Here is a 16,877-nt window from a genome sequence, read left to right as displayed (position 1 = left end):
CAGTCAGGGGTCAGTCAGAGGTCATCGGCCCAGGCGGGCCGAGAGGCGCAGCTGGCCGATGGACAGCAGCAGGGTGATGAGGAACAGCACCACCGCGAGGGCGGCCGCGTACCCGGTGTTCCCGAGGACGAAGGCCTGCTGGTAGAGCTGGAACCCGAGGGTGGAGGTGGTGTACCCCGGTCCCCCGCCCGTGAGGACGAAGAACTGGGTGAATGCCTGCAGCGAGGAGATCGAGGAGATCACCACGACGAAGGCGACGTAGGGGATCAGCTGCGGGAAGGTGACGTGGAGGAACTCCTGGAGGGGGCCGGCGCCGTCGACCTTCGCGGCCTCCGACAGCTCGCCGCTCGTGGTGAGCAGCCCGCCCAGGAAGACGAGGACCAGGAAGCCGACCTCGTGCCAGACGGAGTAGATGATGATCGAGGGCATGGCCCACTGCGGATCGCCCAGCCAGTCGATCGGGCCCAGGCCCACGACGCCGAGGAGGGCGTTGGCGATGCCGAAGCGCGGGTTGAAGATCCACATCCAGATCAGCGCGGTCGCGACGGCAGGAGCAATATAGGCGAGGAAGAAGCTCGTCCGGGCGGCGATCATGACCCGCGTGCCGCGCCGCACCAGGAGGGCGAGGCCCAGGGAGAGGGCCGTGCCGACGACCACGTTCGCGAGGACGAAGTAGAGGCTGACCCGGGCGGTCTCCCAGAACGAGGGGATCGTCCCGCCGGTGATCATCTGCTCGTAGTTGTCCAGGCCGATGAACTCGCTCATCGCGGGATTCAGCTGGTTCCAGTCGAACAGCGACAGACGGAACGTGTAGAGCGTCGGGAAGATCGTCCAGATCCCGAAGATGATCAGGGCCGGCGCGACGAGCAGGTACGCGATCGGGGAGGTCAGGGCGCGCGGGACGCGGCGCCGCGCAGGAGCCGGGGATGCCGCGGGGGCCGGGGCGGTCAGCTCACTCGTGGACATGGTCGCTCGCCGCCTCGAGGGTGCGGACGCTGGCGCTGATCCCGCTCTCGCCCAGGCCGACCGCGAGGGATGCGGCGAGCGCCTCCACCAGCAGGTGCAGGGCGAGACGGGTCGGGATCGCGAGGTCCTCGACGACGGGCCGCGGAGGGACGGCGACGGCATGGGTGCGCGTCGCGATCTCCTCGAGCGGGGTGCCCAGCGCCGCGACCAGTGCGATCACCTGCGCACCCCGGGCGGCGGCGCGGCGCGCGGTGCGGACGGCCTCGGCGTTGGTGCCGGAGGCGCTGATGACCAGGCACGCGTCGCCCGGTCCCAGGAGGCTCGCGGCGATCTCCGCCTCGAGCGGATCCGAGGGCGCCAGCACCGTGCATCCCAGGCGCAGCAGCCGCGCGGCCGCATCGGCTCCGACCGGTGCGCTCAGGCCGCCGGAGGCGACGAGGATCCTCGGCGCGGCGCCGAGGTCCCCGATGCTCGCCTCGAGCTGGGCGGCGTCCAGGAGCGAGGCGGCACCGGCGAGATCCGCGACGAGCGTCCCCATCGCCTGGATCGGGGACCCCGGCACCTCCCCGCCCGCGGCGTGGGGGCGGGCGAGGGTGCTGTCGCGGGCCATGAGGATCCGGAGCTGCTGGAACCCGGTGTATCCGAAGGTCTGGCAGGCGCGCACGACGCTCGCGCGGGAGGTGCCGGAGAGATCCGCGAGGCCCTGCGTGGACAGGTCGGGGATCTGCTCCGCATGCGCGAGGATCGCCTGGGCGACCTGCTTCTCGGCAGGGCCGAGGGAGTGCAGGAGCGCGCCGATGCGCGCCGTCACCGCATCCTCGTGGGCGGCGGACGGGGAGTTCGCCGGACCGGTGCTCATGCGATGCCCCCATCTGCAGCGTCGCGCTCGTCCGCAGCCTCGCGTGCGTCGGACGCGCCGCGCACGTCGGACGCACCGTGCACGTCGAACGCGCCGCGCACGTCGGGCGAGCCGATCGTCGCGGCGGTGCCGACGCCGTCGATGTCCGCGCAGTAGTCGCTGATCGCCGGGAGCAGCGCGTCGAAGGTCGGTGCGGAGGCGTGCGCGGGATGCTCCGCGTCCGTGCCCCTCCCCCAGGATCCGGTGATGAGCATTCCCACGCCGCCGGCTGCGATGACGGGCGCGATGTCGTTGGCGTGGTGGTCGCCGATCGAGAGGAGCCGATGGGGCGGCTGCTCGCCCAGCAGCACCGCCATGTGCTCGCCGATCCGGGCGGGCTTCCCGGCGTCGACGACGACCTGGTCGAAGGCGTCCTCGAGGCCCAGACGCCCCAGGAGCGCACCGATCCCGACCTCCGGGGAGTTGGTCAGGAGCACGATCTCCATGTCGGCGCCGCGCATGATCGCGAGCGCGTCGCGCAGACGCGCCGGCGTGCTCTCCCCCAGCGATTCCCGCTCGAGGCGACGACGGGAGGCGAGGTAGGCCTCCTGGAGGTCCTGCGCGGGCAGTGCGGCGGCGAGCCGGGCGACGGCGCTGTAGGCGTCGGCGTGGACGTCCTGCGTCTCGCCCGCCATCCAGGCGGCGAAGGCGGCGGAGGCGGCCATCCCCTGCGCCGCATCCATGCGCGCGAAGGCCTCTTCTGCATACGCCCGGGCGGGGCCGTCGCCGAGAGCGACCGTTCCGTCGAGGTCGAGGACGGCGACGGGGCGGCCTGCCGTCCGGATGCTGGTGCTGATCACATGGCCACCGTACGCACGGCTGGAACAGGTGACCAGAGTTTCAACGGCTCATGGAACGACTGTTCATCGGTCGTTCATCGGGCGTCCCTGCCGTCCATCCCGGACGCGGCTCCGCGGTCGGTCCGGCGTTCAGGCGCCGGCGATGCTCCGCGCGTCGGCGCCGTACTCGATCCACCGGCTGCCGGTCCCCTCGCGCGCTTCCTCCGCCCCCGTGGCGCGGAAGCCGCTGCGCTCGTACAGCCGACGCGCGGGGATGTTGCGGGCGTCGACGTCGAGGAGCAGGCGCGGACGCCCGAGCTCCATCGCCAGCTCCGTTGCACCCTGCAGCAGCAGGGCGGACAGGCCGGTGCCGCGAGCGGCGGGCCGCACCCAGAGGGAGACGAGATGCACGGCGTCCGCAGGGAGGGGGTGCTCCGGGGTGTATCCCTCGGGCAGCACGCCGATCCCGCCCAGCACCGCACCGCCCCGGCGGACCTGGATATGTCGACGGGGCCCGGCGGCGTCCCGCCTCCAGTCCGCCTCATCCCAGGCGGAGAGCTGGTCCGCTCGCGCCCAGAAGGCGTCTGGGTCGGCGCGCAGCATGTCCAGCCGCAGGTCACGGTGGGATTCCCAGTCCTGTGGACCCACCCGATGCAGACGGACGGCGCCGACCCCCATTCCCGGGGTGCCGGCGCCGTCCGTCGATAGTTCGCGCGTCACCTCAGTCGAGGTAGTCGCGCAGCACCTGGGATCGCGAGGGGTGACGCAGCTTGCTCATCGTCTTGGACTCGATCTGACGGATGCGCTCGCGGGTCACGCCGTAGACCTTGCCGATCTCGTCGAGGGTCTTCGGCTGCCCGTCCTCGAGGCCGAAGCGCATGGAGACCACACCGGCCTCGCGCTCGGAGAGGGTGTCCAGCACCGAGTGCAGCTGCTCCTGGAGGAGCGTGAAGCTGACGGCATCGGCCGGGACGACGGCCTCCGAGTCCTCGATCAGGTCGCCGAACTCGCTGTCGCCGTCCTCGCCGAGCGGGGTGTGCAGGGAGATCGGCTCGCGACCGTACTTCTGGACCTCGACGACCTTCTCGGGGGTCATGTCGAGCTCCTTGGCCAGCTCCTCCGGGGTGGGCTCGCGGCCCAGGTCCTGGAGCATCTGCCGCTGCACGCGGGCGAGCTTGTTGATGACCTCGACCATGTGCACCGGGATGCGGATGGTGCGGGCCTGATCCGCCATGGCGCGGGTGATCGCCTGACGGATCCACCAGGTGGCGTACGTCGAGAACTTGTAGCCCTTGGAGTAGTCGAACTTCTCCACGGCGCGGATCAGACCGAGGTTGCCCTCCTGGATGAGATCCAGGAAGAGCATGCCGCGGCCCGTGTAGCGCTTGGCCAGCGAGACGACGAGGCGGAGGTTCGCCTCGAGCAGGTGATCCTTGGCAGCGCGGCCGTCCTCGGCGATGATCGCGAGCTCGCGACCCTTCTTGGTCTTGACGATCGACTCGTCGCGCTTGAGGAGCTGCTCGGCGAACAGGCCGGCCTCGATGCGCTCGGCGAGCTCGACCTCCTGGGCGGCGTTCAGCAGCGCCACCTTGCCGATCTGCTTGAGGTAGTCCTTGACCGGGTCCGCGGTGGCGCCGGCGGTGACGACCTGCTGCGCCGGGGAGTCGTCCTCGCCGGCGCTGAAGACGAAGCCGCCGGAGGCCTCGACCTTGTCGTCGGCGGCGGACTTCGCGGGAGTCTCCTCCTCGGAGTCGTCGTCGCCGTCGGCCCGGGCGTCGTCGCTCTCCGAGGCGGTCTTCGCCTTGGTCGCACGGGTCGTCCTGGACCGCGTCGTGGAGGCGGCCCTCTTCTTCGCAGCGGTCTTGCGCGCGGGCTTCTCCTCGGTCGCGGCGGCCTCCTCGGTCGCGGCGGTCTCGTCGACGCCTGCGTCCTCGGCGGTCTTCGTCGTGGAGGCAGCGCGGGCGGTCCCAGTGCTCTTCGAGGCAGTCTTGGCGGGAGTCACAGAGTTCCTTCTTCCGGCGGCGCACCTGGTGGTGCGCCGGCACTCTCGGGCGGTCGGTCGTCTCGGCGCGGCTGACGGGTCCGCGGTGCGCCGTCGACCGGTGGTCGACCGGTTCATGGCGCAAGAGGGCACGGTGCCGTCAAGCCTGTCGAGTATAACGCCCTGCCGAGCGTTCTATTCCCAGCCCGACTCAGCCCCTGTCGGCGCGACGGACGGGCGCCGGGAGCGCGATGGGACGGACGTGCTGATGCGCAGTGCCGGTGCGCGGCGCGATGAGCGGTCAGGCCCACCCGCGGGAGGCCGGGGCGGGCTTCGCCGCCTCCGGCTCCTTGACCGCCAGCACCGGGCAGGGGGCTCCCATCACGACCCGGCGCGCGGAGGCGCCGAGGTTGAGCTTGCCGATGGGCGACTTCCAGCGCAGGCCGATCACGAGCAGGCGTGCGGAGAGCTCCTCGGCGAGTGCGAGGAGGAAGTCTCCGATGTCCTGACCCTCGCCGTCGCGAACCGTGATGTCCAGATCCTCGAGGCCCTCCTCGCCGAGCTCGGCGAGCGCCTCCCGCACAGCGGCCTCGTCGGCGACGGCGGGGCCCCCGGCCTCGGCGTCGAAGTACTGGTGCGACGCGACCACGACGTCCTGATGCGTGCGTCGGGCATCGCGGACGGCGGCGCGCAGCGCGGCCTTCCCCTGACCGGACGGCGAGTAGCCCACCACGATGGTCATGCGGAAGCTCCCCCTGGGGATGAAGCGGGCACCGGGGACGCATCCCCGGCGACGGGTCCGGTCAGCTTATCCGTCCAGGAGCTGTGCGATCCACTCCTGGAGGTCCTGATGCGCGACGAGGAAGGCGTCGTGCCCGATCGGGGATCGGGCCAGTCCCCACCGGGCGTCGGGGATGTGCTCGGCCATCTCGTGGACGAGCTCGGGCGGGAACAGCCGGTCGGAGTCGATGGCGACGACGAGCGTGCGCGCCCGCACCGCGGCGAGCGCTGCGGCGGTGCCGCCTCGCCCGCGTCCGACGTCATGCGTGTTCATGGACTGCGCCAGGACGAGATAGGAGTTCGCGTCGAAGCGGCGGGCGAGCTTCGCGGCGTGATGGTCGAGGTAGCTGGTGACCTGGTGGCGGCCGCCCCCGGCCAGGGGGTCCTCATCTCCCTGCGCGCGATTGCCGAAGCGGGACTCGAGCTCCGTCGCGGTCCGATAGGTGGTGTGCGCGATGCGCCGGGCCACGCCGAGCCCGCGATGGGGGCCCTCCTCCGCCGGCAGGTCGTAGTAGTCGCCGCCGTGGAAGCCCGCGTCGGCGCGGATCGCGGCGATCTGCGCCGAGTTCCAGGCGATCTGATCGGCGCTCGCGCGCGCCGAGCTGGCGAGCACGGCGAGGCGCTGGACCTCCTCGGGGTGGGTCACGGCCCACTCCACCGCGCGCATGCCGCCCATGGAGCCGCCGACGACCAGGGCGATCCGGTGCAGTCCGAGCTGTGCGCAGAGGGCGTGCTCGGCGGCGACCTGGTCGCGGATCGTCAAGGAGGGGAAGCGGGAGCCCCAGGGGCGCCCGTCGGGGCCCGGGGAGCTGGGACCGGTGGAGCCCTGGCATCCCCCCAGGACGTTCGGGGCGATGACGAACCAGCGGTCGGTGTCGATGGACCGGCCCGGCCCGATCAGGTCCTCCCACCAGCCGGGGCTGGGGTGCGCGGGGCCGGCGGGGCCGCGGACATGGGAGTCGCCGGTGAGCGCGTGGAGGACGAGGACGACGTTGCTGCGATCGGCGTCGAGCGCGCCCCAGGTCTCGTAGGCCATGGTGACGCGATCGAGCACGGCGCCGCTCTCGAGACGGAGCGGACCGATCTCGGCGAAGCGCCGGTCTCCGGGACCGTCGGCAGGGCGCCAGGCGCCGTCCGACCGCACGTCGTCATCGCCGGCGGGAGCGTCGTCCGTCCTGCCGGCAGCGCGTGCCTCGGCCTCGTTCTGCCGATCGCTGGTCATCGTCACGGACTCTGCTGCTCCTTCCCTGCTGCGTGCGCCGAGGATGACGTCGAGTGCGCAGAGGGCCGCCAGGCCGGCTGCAGGGGGACGTCGATCAGGCGCATCAGCAAGAGTGCCAGACGCGACGCGGGATCGTGCTCCCGCAGCTCGTCGATGAGATCGCCGGCGGCCGCCAGGTGATGGTTCCACCAGTCCAGCAGGCACAGCACCACGGTGAGCCCTCGCCATGCCTCGAGGACGCGCGGATTCGTGTCGGAGCGCTCCTCCTGCAGGATCTCCTCGCACAGCAGGCGCATGTCCTCCAGGCTCCGGAACCACTCCCCACCAGCGACGACATCGGGATGGGGAGCGAAGTCCGGGTCCTCGACGATCCGCGAGAGCAGATCCTCGCCGCGGGGATCCGAGGCCGTTCCGTGCTCGGCGCACCGTTCCCACAGCGACCAGTGGTCGGCGCTCGCGCCGAGCGCGGCCAGCAGCCGTGCCACGAGTTCACAGTCCGTCACGGACCCTCCCGTCGGCGCGTCCGGCGCTCCCCCGGTGCCGCGCAGCCGCGCGATGGCTCCGCGGGCGAGCGCGAAGAGCTCGGCGATGTCCTCTGCGCCCTCGTGCCGCTCCGACGGACGGCGGCGTCCGTCGGCTCTCGGAGCGCCGTCCGGCCCGTGCCGTTCGCTGCGCAGGGCTCGGCCGACGACCGGGACGATCCGCCGGAGCGTCTCGGGATCGAGCGCGTCGCACTCCGCCGGGTCGCCCTCATCGCCTTCTTCGCGCGGTGCGAGCGCGAGTGCCGGGGAGATCGCCACGACCCAGTCCCCGTCGTCCTGGCCGGCGGGGAGGACCTGCCGGGCTCGGCCGCCCGCCAGGACCCACACCGCGTCGAGCGGGAAGGGGTCGGGGAGCATGAGGCCGGCGGTGGCGATGACGAGCGGAGCGAGGCGCTCGGCGCACTCGTCGAGCAGCGGCTCCGGGATGTCGTCGCGGCCGTCGCCGATCACGACCAGGGCCGTCGCCCGGCTCGATCCGGCGTCGCGGAGGACGGCGAACTGATGCTCGAGGACGTCGATCGCATCGTCGGCGAGCAGGAACCGCAGGGCCGAGCGGGCGAACGTCGGCCTGCTGCCCGGCCCGTCATGGGCGATCAGGACGAAGGAGTCGCGCACCGGACGGCGCAGCGCCCGACGGGTCTCGGCGAGCAGGGCCGCGGGGTCGTCGGTCGAGAACCGCCGGTCGCCTCCGACGGGATCGCCGTCGGCGGAGGGGGCCTGGGGAGAGGTGCGGAGCGGGGCGGGGCCGGAGATGCTGTGCGTCGTCATGCCCCGACAGTGGCGCACGGGCGATGCGCACGGGAGACGACGGTCTCTTCTGTGGACGACGACGGATTGGGGAGGAGTGCCGCGCGGTGCGGACGTGGGAGGATCGGAGGAGTCCCCATGGAGGTGCCAGCCCGATGACCACGCACGGCGCGCACAGCGCCCATCCCCTTCCCGCCGCCCAGGATCTCGACCGCCGCCTGGTCGAACGCATCGAGGCGATCCAGAGCTCGCTCCTCCTCGAGCAGCGGGAGCGGCTGCGGGCGATCGCCCCCGAGACGACCATCCTGGTCGACTCCCTGGAGGGCTACCTGGTGGGCGGCAAGCTCCTGCGTCCCCGCTTCTGCTTCTGGGCGGGGGCGGCGGCTCTGGGCTCGGCTCCTTCGGAGGAGCGGACGGAGGCCCTGGCCCGCGCCGGGGCCGCCATCGAGCTCGTCCAGGCGGCGGCCCTCATGCACGACGACGTGATCGATCATTCGCCGATGCGCCGCGGTCGCCCCGCCCTGCATATCGCCGCCGCGGAGGCGCACCGCACCGCCTCCCTCGGCGGCTCCCCCGAGGAGTTCGGCGTGGCCACGGCCATCGTCCTCGGCGATCTCTCCCTGACCTGGGCCGAGCAGGTCGCCGCCCGTCTGGTCCGCGAGGCCGGCGGGGAGCTGCGTGCCGAGGACGCCCTGCGCGGGCTCGACGAGTTCGATCTCCTGCGCACCGAGGTCATGTCGGGCCAGTACCTCGACATCCTCCACCAGGCCGGCGGATTCCGATCCACCGGGGACGAGGAGTCGGCGGCCCTGTCGGTCATCCGCTGGAAGACGGTCCCCTACACGGTGCTCCGCCCCGTCCGCATCGGCGCGGCGCTGATGGGCGCGAGCGGCGAGGCGCTGGAGGACCTCGCCGCCTGGGCGGTCGAGGTCGGCACCGCCTTCCAGCTGCGCGACGACCTCCTCAGCGTCGTCGGCGACGTCGATGCGACCGGGAAGCCGCTGGGCGGGGACATCGTCGAGGGCAAGCGCACCGTGCTCCTCGCACGCACCCTCGCGGCCGCCGACGACGCGGGCCGGGCGCTGATCGGCCGGACCGTCGGGGACCCCGCGGCGGATCCGGAGCAGGTGGCGGCCGTGCACGCACTGATGGTGTCCACCGGCGCTGTGGCGTCCGTCGCGCAGGACGTCCGCGAACGCGCGCGCCGCGCCGAGGCGCTGCTCACCGGGGCGAGGGGCCTCACGGGCCCGGGCGTCGAGGGGCTCGCGAGGCTGGCGGCGCAGGCGACCGACGTCGCCTCGCTGCCGGTCTGAGGCCGGGCCGCGGCCCGGTGCTCTCGGGCAACGGCCCGACCTGGTCGCGCGCCTGACCGCGAGCGTCAGAAGGCGAGCGCCAGCGCCCGTCGTCGGACCTCGCCGCGCTGGCCGCGGCGCAGATGGTCGATGGGCCGACCCGGGAGGGTCTCGTCCGCGGTGAAGAGCCACGCGAGGAGCTCGGCGTCGTCGAACCCGCCGTCGCGCAGCACCGTCACGGTGCCGGGGAGGTGCGGGACGACCGCGCCGTCGAGGAGCAGCTCGGCCGGGATGGAGCGGACTACGGGATCCCCGCGGCGCACGGCGACGAGAGCGCCCTCGTCGATGAGGCGGCGGACCTTGGAGACATCGATGTCCAGCACGAGGGCGGCATCGGGCAGGGTCAGCCAGTCGGAGATGAGATCGTCGAGCGCATTCACACCGCAAGGGTGCCACGTCCGCGCGGCGGGGGCGAGCCGACCGCTGCCGCCCGGCCGTCGGCCTCGCCACAGCAGGGCCCTCGGATCGTGTCGGAACCGACCCCCGGGACCGCCGCCTCCTATGGTGGCCTCGTGAGCTCGGCGACGTCGACTTCCCCCGGCATCAGCCAGCTCCTCGACGACCGCTATCGGGTCGAGGAGCCGATCGCGCGCGGCGGCATGGCGACGGTCTATCGGGGCCACGACGAGCGGCTGGACCGGGTCGTGGCGCTGAAGATCATGCACCCCCATCTGGCGCAGGACGAGGACTTCCGTCGGCGCTTCGCGCGCGAGGCCCGCAGCGCCGCGCGGCTCGCCCATCGCAATGTCGTCGGCGTCTTCGACCAGGGCTCCGACGAGGACCGGATCTACCTCGCCATGGAGCTCGTCGAGGGCGAGACTCTGCGTGCGCGGATCACCGAGGAGGGCCGGCTCACCGTCGGCGATGCGCTCGATGTGACGGCCCAGGTCCTCGAAGCGCTCGTCGCGGCTCATGCCGCAGGGATCGTCCATCGCGACATCAAGCCGGAGAACATCCTGATCGACCCGGAGGGCGTCGTGAAGGTCGCCGACTTCGGTCTCGCGCGCGCGATCGGCACCTCGAACTCGTCAGCGAGCACGACGCTGCTGGGGACCGTCGCCTACATCAGCCCCGAAGTGGTCACCCGCGGGCACTGCGACGAGCGCAGCGACCTGTACTCCCTCGGCGTGGTGCTCTTCGAGATGCTGACGGGATCGCAGCCCTTCCTCGGCGATCAGCCCGTCCACATCGCCTTCCAGCACGTGCACGAGGACATCCCGGCGCCCTCCGTCCGCGCCCAGGGCGTTCCCCGGGAGCTGGATGCGCTCGTGACCTGGGCGAGCGACCGACGGGTGGAGCAGCGTCCGGCGAGCGCCTCGGAGCTCCTGCGGAGCGTGCGGGAGCTGCAGTCGCAGCTCTCCCCCGCGGCGCTCGACGGCCGCCCGCGGCCGATCTCGGACCCGGACACCGGCGAGGTGCCCCGTCTGACCGCCTCCCTCGACGAGATCGTCGCCGAGCTCCACGGCGATGCGCGCGTCTTCCCGCCCTCCTGGGGCGGCGCCCTCCCACCGGCCGTCGACGCGGAGAGCGCCCTCGACGCCGCCGACTCCGACGGGCCGCCCGACGGCGGAGCCGACGGGACCGCTGCCGACAGCGATACCGACACCGACACCGACACCGACCGTCCCTCCGGCGATGCCCGCTCCGCCGACGACGAGTCCGCCGGCCCCAACACGGTGGTCCTGCGCCGGCCCCGCGGGCGCCGCGGACGGCACCTGCGACAGGGAGCGCGCCGACGCTCCCCCGCGCTCGCGGCCCTCGCCTGGCTGGTCCTGGTCGGCGCCCTCGCCACCGGCGGCTGGACCGGCTACGGCTGGTACGCGAACACCGGCCCCGGTGCCGACCGCACCATCCCCGTGCTCGCCGGGACGCAGCTGCGGGACGCCGAGGCGATGCTCGATGCCTCGGGCCTGTCGGTCCGCACCGTCGAGCGGTTCGACGACACCGTCCCCGCCGGGCATGTCATCTCCGCCGACCCCGCGGCCGGGACCACGGTGAAGAAGGGCGAGAACGTCCGCCTCGTCGTCTCCAAGGGCGTGGAGCTGTTCACCGTGCCGGAGGTCGAGGGCGAGACCCTCGAGGACGCGACCGCGCAGATCGAGGCCCTCGGCCTCGTGATCGTCGAGGACGACCCCGCCTACTCCGAGACCGTCGCCGCCGGCGTCGTCATCTCCCAGGAGCAGGACGCCGCGGAGCTCCCCGCAGGCGGAGAGGTCCATGTGGTCGTCTCCCAGGGCCGCGAACCGATCTCCATCCCGTCCGTCGTCGGACGCAGCGGCTCCGAGGCCCGCAGCACCCTCGAGGGCCGCGGCTTCGTCGTCACCTCGACGAGCCAGTACTCCGGCTCGGTCCCGGCCGGCGCCGTCATCTCCCAGAGCCCCGCCTCCGGGACCGCCTACCGCGGGGACACCGTCTCGGTGGTCACCTCGCTCGGTCCCGAGATGGTGACCGTCCCCGACGTCTTCAAGAAGACCGAGGCCGATGCGGTCGCCGCCCTCCAGGCCGCCGGCTTCTCCGTGACCGTCGAGTACGAGAACGACGACCCGGTCTTCGACCTCGTCTACCAGCAGTCCGCCGAGGCCGGCAGCGAGCTCGCCAAGGGCTCGACGATCACCATCACCATCTTCTGACGCGCCGGCGCACCGACGCGCCGGCGCACCGACGGGCCGACGGGCCGACGGGCCGACGGGCCGACGGAATCATCGACCCATCACCGACGCGGAAGGGCCCGACGCCGAGGCGTCGGGCCCTTCCGTCGGCCGCAGGGGCCGTGGCGTCGGCCGCAGCGAGGCGGCGTCTCCGGCTCAGCGGCGCGAGAGCATCTCCGCGACCAGGAACGCGAGCTCGAGCGACTGCTGATGGTTCAGGCGCGGGTCCACGACCGTCTCGTAGCGGCGCGCGAGACCCGCCTCGTCGATCTCGCCGGCACCGCCGAGCACCTCGGTGACGTCATCGCCGGTGAGCTCCATGTGCAGGCCGGCCGGGGTCGTCCCGAGCGCCTGATGGACCTCGAAGAACCCGACGACCTCATCGAGGATGTCCTCGAAGCGCCGCGTCTTGTAGCCGTTGCTCGAGGTGATGGTGTTGCCGTGCATCGGGTCGGTCACCCACGCCACCTGGGCGCCGGCGTCCCGCACGCCCTCGACGAGCGCCGGCAGGCGGTCGCGGACCTTGCCCGCACCCATGCGCGAGACGAAGGTCAGACGGCCCGGCTCGCGCTCGGGGTCGAGCCTGTCGATCAGGCGCAGGGCATCGTCGACCGAGGCGTCGGGGCCGAGCTTCACGCCGATGGGGTTGCGCAGGCGCGACATGAAGTCCACGTGCGCGCCGTCGAGCTGACGGGTGCGCTCGCCGATCCACAGGAAGTGTCCGGAGCAGCCGTAGATCTCGCCGGTGCGGGAGTCGATGCGCGCCATCGCCTCCTCGTAGTCCAGCAGCAGGGCCTCGTGGGAGGCGTAGAACTCGACGACCTTGAGCGCGTCGAAGTCGGCGCCGATGGCGTCCATGAAGCGGATGGCCTTGTCGATCTGCGCCGCCAGCTCCTCGTAGCGGTCGTAGCCCGGCCCGGAGGTGAAGCCGCGGTTCCACGAGTGCACCTCGCGCAGGTCCGCGAAGCCCCCGCCGGTGAAGGCGCGCATCAGGTTCAGCGTCGAGGCGCTGGTGGTGTAGGTCCTCCACAGCCGGTTCGGATCGGGGATCCGGGACTCCTCGGTGAAGGCGTAGTCGTTGACCGCGTCCCCGCGGTAGGTCGGGAGGGTGATCCCGTCGCGGGTCTCCACGTCCGAGGACCGCGGCTTGGCGAACTGGCCCGCCATCCGGCCCATCTTCACCACCGGCACCGAGGCGCCGTAGGTGAGCACCGCGGACATCTGCAGGATTGTGCGGATCTTGTTGCGGATGCGATCGGCCGTCGACTCGGCGAAGGTCTCGGCGCAGTCGCCGCCCTGCAGGAGGAACGCCTCGCCGCGTGCGGCGGCCGCGAGCCGGCTGCGCAGCACGTCCACCTCGCCGGCGAAGACCAGCGGGGGCGCGGCACGGAGCTGGTCGAAGACCTGGGCGCGGACGCCCTCATCCGGCCAGGTGGGCTGCTGCACCCGCGGGAGCTCGCGCCATGCGCCGAGCGCCGCGAGGCCGTCGTCTGCCGCGGACAGGGAGAACGAGTGCGCACGAGCGGGGGCGCCGGGGCTGTACTGAGTCACCCTCCCAGGGTACTGGCGCGCGCCCGTGCGCGGAGCCCGCGTCCCGGCGCTCGGGACCGGCATCACGCTCGCGCTCAGCCCGTCGGCCGCTGCTGCGCCGCCTCGGCCCGCAGCCGCCGCTTCACATCGGCGGCGTACTCGTCGACCTGCTCCTGCCCCGAGATCTCCCGGATCCGCTCCATCACCTCGTCGGTCACGGCCCGCAGCACGCGCGCCTCCTCCGCCCCCTCGAGACGGGCGGCGATCGCCGCGGCGTCGACGGGCGCGCCGAGCACGGCGCGGATGCGGGGGCTCCGGCGCGGGATGTATCGGCGGCCGCGCTGGGCCTCGAAGCTGCCGAGCATCGCGACCGGGATGATCGGCGCACCGGTCGCGAGGGCGAACCGGGCGACGCCCGTCTTCCCGCGATAGAGCCGCCCGTCGGGGCTCCGCGTCCCCTCGGGGTAGATGCCCAGCAGATCGCCGGCGCGCAGCACCTCGAGACCCGCCTCGATCGCGGTCGCCGAGGCCCGCCCGCCCGAACGGTCCACGGGCATGACGTTCAGGCCGCGCATCATCCGGGCGAGGACGGCGTTCACCGGGGATCCTCCGGCGAAGATGTCCGACTTGCCGAGGAAGTGGACCGTGCGCCGCAGCTGCGCCGGCAGGATCACGGTGTCGGAGTAGGCCAGATGGTTCGAGGCGAGGATCGCCGGGCCGTCCTCCGGGACGTTCTCGGCGCCCTCGATGCCCGGCTTCCACACGAGGCGGAGCAGGGCCGCGACGGGCGGCTTGGCGATGTCGTAGAGCACGGGAATCTCCTGCGGGGATGCTCGAGCGGGGGAACCGGGATGTGGACGGTCGGCGCGAGTGCGACGATGGACCCATGGCGTTCAGCGAAATGTCCCGTCCCTGGCGCGCCCGGGGTCACTCTAGTCCGCGCGGCGGCCTCCTCCTGTGCCACGGCTTCACAGGATCGCCCCAGTCCCTGCGACCCTGGGCGGAGCACCATGCCGCCCTCGGCTGGGAGGTCGAGCTCCCCCTGCTCCCCGGTCACGGCACCACCTGGCAGGAGATGTCCACGACCACATCCGACCAGTGGTACGGCGCCCTGCGGGAGACCGCGCTCGAGCTCTCGGAGTCCCACGGTCCCATCGCCATCGGGGGGCTCTCGATGGGCGGGGCGCTCACCCTGGCCCTCGCGGAGGACGCGGAGCTGCGCGGTCGCATCGCGGCGATCGTGGCCGTGAATCCGGGGATGACCCTGCCCGCCGTCGCCAGGATCGCGCGTCCGCTCTCCCGCGTGCTCCCCTCCCTGGCGGGGATCGGCTCGGACATCGCCCTCGAGGGCGCCGAGGAGGAGGCCTACGACCGGCTCCCGGTCCGCTCGATCGGCGAGCTGCGCCGCCTCTTCTCCCGGACCCGGGCCGGGCTGGGGGCGATCGAGGTCCCCCTGCTGCTCGCGACCTCGAGCGTCGACCACACGGTGCCGCCGACGGACAGCGACATCGTCGCCGCGGGCGTCCGCGGCGAGGTCGAGCGCCTCCCGCTCCCGCGCAGCCATCATCTGGTGCCGCTGGACCACGACGCCGAGCTGCTCTTCGAGAACTCGGCGCGCTTCCTGGACCAGCACGTGCCCCGGCCCGCTCGGGAGGGTCGATGACCGCTCCCGAGGAGGGCCGGAGGGACCCGCGCGACGTCGATGCGGAGTTCGCCCGCATGCTCGAGGGCGAGGGCATGGTGCTGCGCCCCGGGCGCGCGCCGAAGGAGCCCGCCGCCGACGACGGCCCGTCCGCGGGCCGCGGCTCCTCCTCGTCCGCACCCTCCGCTCCGTCGGCCCCCTCGGCCGACGACGCCTTCGGCTCCTACGGACCGGACAGCCCGGCCGAGCCGCCGTCGGCCGACGCGCGGGCGCGCGCCCGGGCCGCGCATCCGTCGGCCGGGGGTCTGGGAGCCGGTGCCGCCGGCGGCGCAGGCCGGCGGCGCCGGGCGGCCGACGGTCCCCCGTCCCGCCCCCGCACCGGGCACGCCGAGCTCGACGGGGACGATGACGACGACATCCCGCTCCCGGGAGACTTCATCGAGCCGGATCCCGATCTCCCCGAGGGCACCTCGGGGACGCTGTGGGGCTGGACGGCTCTGCTGGGCGGGCTCGCGCTGCTCCTGGTGGTCGCCGTCTCCGACACGCTGCCGGTGTGGCTGGGATGGCTCGGCGGCGCCGCCGCGCTCGGCGGCCTGGTGGCCCTGCTGATGAAGGTGCCGACGGACCGCAGCGACGACGACGGCGCCGAGGTCTGATCTCGAGCCGGAGCTCGGACCGGACCCCGGCGCCGTCGCGCCGATCCTGGACGCGTCCTCAGCGAGCGAGGTCCGCCGCGCCGACGATGCCCGCGTCGTTGCCCATGCTCGCGGCGAGCCACTCCGGCATGTCGCGGTGCATCCTCGCGGTGACGTCGGCCTCGAAAGCCTTCCGCGCCGGGCCGATGAGGAGCTCCCCGGCGGCCACGACGCCGCCGCCGACGACCACGACGCTCGGGTCCAGCAGGGCGGCGATCGATGCCACGCCCCGTCCGAGCGCATCGCCCAGCTCGGCGATCAGATCGATCGATGCGGGATCGCCCTGCTGGGCGAGCCCGGTGATGAGGGGTCCGTCGATGTCCTTGGCCCGGCCGCCGGCCGCCTCGATGAGCGGGGCCATGACGGGGTCGCCGGTCTTCGCCCGATGCTTGGCGGCGCGCACGAGCGCGGTGCCGGCGGTGTACTGCTCGAGGCAGCCGCGACGACCGCAGCCGCACCACTGGCCGTCGGGGACCGCCGTCATGTGGGCGATCTCCCCGGCGAAGCCGCCGGAGCCGCGCAGCAGCCGGCCGTCGAGCACGACGGCACCTCCCAGACCGGTTCCGACGGTGACCATGAGCATGTGCTCGGCGTCCCGCGCCGCGCCGAAGCGGTACTCGGCCCAGCCGGCCGCGTTGGCATCGTTCTCGACGACGACCGGGAGGTTCACGAGCGCCTCGATGCGGTCGGCCAGCGGATGCTGGCGCCAGGCGAGGTTGGCCGCGAAGCGGACGGTGCGGCGATCCGCGTCGACGAAGCCCGCCGCGCCGACGCCCACGCCGATCACCTCGTGATCGGCGCGCAGCTCCGCGACGGCGTCCGCGACGCCCGCCTCGATGAGCTCCGCGTCCGTCGCCGGAGTGCTGCGCGTGGTCGAGGCGATGATCCGCCCCTCCTCGTCCACCACCCCGGCCGCGATCTTGGTCCCGCCGATGTCCACACCGATGGAGAGCATGTGTTCCCTTCCTGGTCGTCCCCGAATGTCAGGACCATCGTAGGGTGCGCTGACGTAGAATCCCCAGGACCCACCAGCGCTTCCGGGCGAGCGTCCCCGGCTGACAAGAGCTGGGGCCCGTCCGGATCGAAGGAGATTCG

Annotated in this window: 16 protein-coding genes; 4 read left to right on the top strand and 12 right to left on the bottom strand. The window is 73.0% G+C overall.

Annotation, left to right across the window (positions count from 1 at the left end; translation table 11 throughout):
- Nucleotides 1-21: 21 nt before the first annotated feature.
- The 8 genes from ACXET9_RS04170 to ACXET9_RS04135 all read right to left on the bottom strand — a co-directional run bounded on the left by ACXET9_RS04170 (nt 22) and on the right by ACXET9_RS04135 (nt 7,936).
- Nucleotides 22-966, bottom strand: coding sequence for a carbohydrate ABC transporter permease (locus ACXET9_RS04170; RefSeq protein WP_457885112.1), 945 nt, complete (start codon nt 964-966; stop codon nt 22-24).
- Nucleotides 953-1,825 carry a MurR/RpiR family transcriptional regulator gene (locus ACXET9_RS04165; protein ID WP_457885110.1) on the bottom strand — a complete coding sequence of 291 codons (873 nt, stop codon included), beginning with the start codon at nt 1,823-1,825 and terminating at the stop codon, nt 953-955. The genes ACXET9_RS04170 and ACXET9_RS04165 overlap by 14 nt, the downstream gene beginning before the upstream one ends.
- Nucleotides 1,822-2,664, bottom strand: a complete 843-nt coding sequence (locus ACXET9_RS04160; RefSeq protein WP_457885108.1) for an HAD family hydrolase — start codon at nt 2,662-2,664, stop codon at nt 1,822-1,824. Before ACXET9_RS04160 ends, ACXET9_RS04165 begins: the two co-directional genes overlap by 4 nt.
- A gap of 129 nt (nt 2,665-2,793) precedes the next feature.
- Complete coding sequence (locus ACXET9_RS04155) at nt 2,794-3,363, bottom strand: GNAT family N-acetyltransferase (protein WP_457885106.1); 570 nt, start codon at nt 3,361-3,363, stop codon at nt 2,794-2,796.
- 1 nt (nt 3,364) lies between these two features.
- Nucleotides 3,365-4,762, bottom strand: a complete 1,398-nt coding sequence (locus ACXET9_RS04150; protein ID WP_457885104.1) for an RNA polymerase sigma factor — start codon at nt 4,760-4,762, stop codon at nt 3,365-3,367.
- A 163-nt stretch (nt 4,763-4,925) separates the two neighbouring features.
- Nucleotides 4,926-5,366: a universal stress protein gene (locus ACXET9_RS04145; protein WP_457885102.1), complete on the bottom strand. Its 441-nt coding sequence runs from the start codon at nt 5,364-5,366 to the stop codon at nt 4,926-4,928.
- Nucleotides 5,367-5,432: 66 nt separating this feature from the next.
- Nucleotides 5,433-6,626 (bottom strand): homoserine O-acetyltransferase MetX, encoded by a 1,194-nt coding sequence (metX, locus tag ACXET9_RS04140; RefSeq protein WP_457885858.1) that lies wholly within the window; start codon nt 6,624-6,626, stop codon nt 5,433-5,435.
- A 2-nt stretch (nt 6,627-6,628) separates the two neighbouring features.
- A complete protein-coding gene (locus ACXET9_RS04135; protein ID WP_457885100.1) occupies nt 6,629-7,936 on the bottom strand; it encodes a hypothetical protein in 1,308 nt (435 codons plus the stop codon).
- A gap of 134 nt (nt 7,937-8,070) precedes the next feature.
- Here ACXET9_RS04135 and ACXET9_RS04130 point away from each other — a divergent pair, with 134 nt between their 5' ends.
- Nucleotides 8,071-9,228 (top strand): polyprenyl synthetase family protein, encoded by a 1,158-nt coding sequence (locus ACXET9_RS04130; RefSeq protein ID WP_457885098.1) that lies wholly within the window; start codon nt 8,071-8,073, stop codon nt 9,226-9,228.
- A 65-nt stretch (nt 9,229-9,293) separates the two neighbouring features.
- Here the strand turns inward: ACXET9_RS04130 and ACXET9_RS04125 are convergent, their stop codons facing one another.
- A complete protein-coding gene (locus ACXET9_RS04125; protein ID WP_457885096.1) occupies nt 9,294-9,647 on the bottom strand; it encodes an Rv2175c family DNA-binding protein in 354 nt (117 codons plus the stop codon).
- Between the two features lie 132 nt (nt 9,648-9,779).
- Here ACXET9_RS04125 and ACXET9_RS04120 point away from each other — a divergent pair, with 132 nt between their 5' ends.
- Nucleotides 9,780-11,897, top strand: a complete 2,118-nt coding sequence (locus tag ACXET9_RS04120) for a PASTA domain-containing protein (protein WP_457885095.1) — start codon at nt 9,780-9,782, stop codon at nt 11,895-11,897.
- 174 nt (nt 11,898-12,071) lie between these two features.
- On the opposite strand, the gene ACXET9_RS04115 is transcribed toward ACXET9_RS04120, so the two are convergent.
- Both ACXET9_RS04115 and ACXET9_RS04110 read right to left on the bottom strand, forming a co-directional pair.
- Nucleotides 12,072-13,466 (bottom strand): class II 3-deoxy-7-phosphoheptulonate synthase, encoded by a 1,395-nt coding sequence (locus ACXET9_RS04115; protein WP_457885093.1) that lies wholly within the window; start codon nt 13,464-13,466, stop codon nt 12,072-12,074.
- 74 nt (nt 13,467-13,540) lie between these two features.
- The gene (locus ACXET9_RS04110) at nt 13,541-14,257 is read right to left on the bottom strand and encodes a lysophospholipid acyltransferase family protein (RefSeq protein WP_457885091.1); all 717 of its coding nucleotides are present in this window, start codon (nt 14,255-14,257) and stop codon (nt 13,541-13,543) included.
- Between the two features lie 74 nt (nt 14,258-14,331).
- On the opposite strand from ACXET9_RS04110, the gene ACXET9_RS04105 reads away from it, so the two are divergent.
- Together ACXET9_RS04105 and ACXET9_RS04100 are read left to right on the top strand one after the other, a co-directional pair.
- The gene (locus tag ACXET9_RS04105) at nt 14,332-15,108 is read left to right on the top strand and encodes an alpha/beta hydrolase (protein ID WP_457885090.1); all 777 of its coding nucleotides are present in this window, start codon (nt 14,332-14,334) and stop codon (nt 15,106-15,108) included.
- Nucleotides 15,105-15,743: a hypothetical protein gene (locus tag ACXET9_RS04100; RefSeq protein ID WP_457885088.1), complete on the top strand. Its 639-nt coding sequence runs from the start codon at nt 15,105-15,107 to the stop codon at nt 15,741-15,743. The genes ACXET9_RS04105 and ACXET9_RS04100 overlap by 4 nt, the downstream gene beginning before the upstream one ends.
- A 58-nt stretch (nt 15,744-15,801) precedes the next feature.
- Here ACXET9_RS04100 and ACXET9_RS04095 read toward each other — a convergent pair whose 3' ends face one another.
- Nucleotides 15,802-16,737 (bottom strand): ROK family glucokinase, encoded by a 936-nt coding sequence (locus tag ACXET9_RS04095; protein WP_457885087.1) that lies wholly within the window; start codon nt 16,735-16,737, stop codon nt 15,802-15,804.
- Nucleotides 16,738-16,877 lie beyond the last annotated feature (140 nt).

The organism is Brachybacterium netajii (SeqCode) (assembly GCF_054114245.1).
The sequence above is the reverse complement of the archived record's forward strand: the minus strand, read 5'-3'. Positions and strand labels throughout refer to the sequence as shown.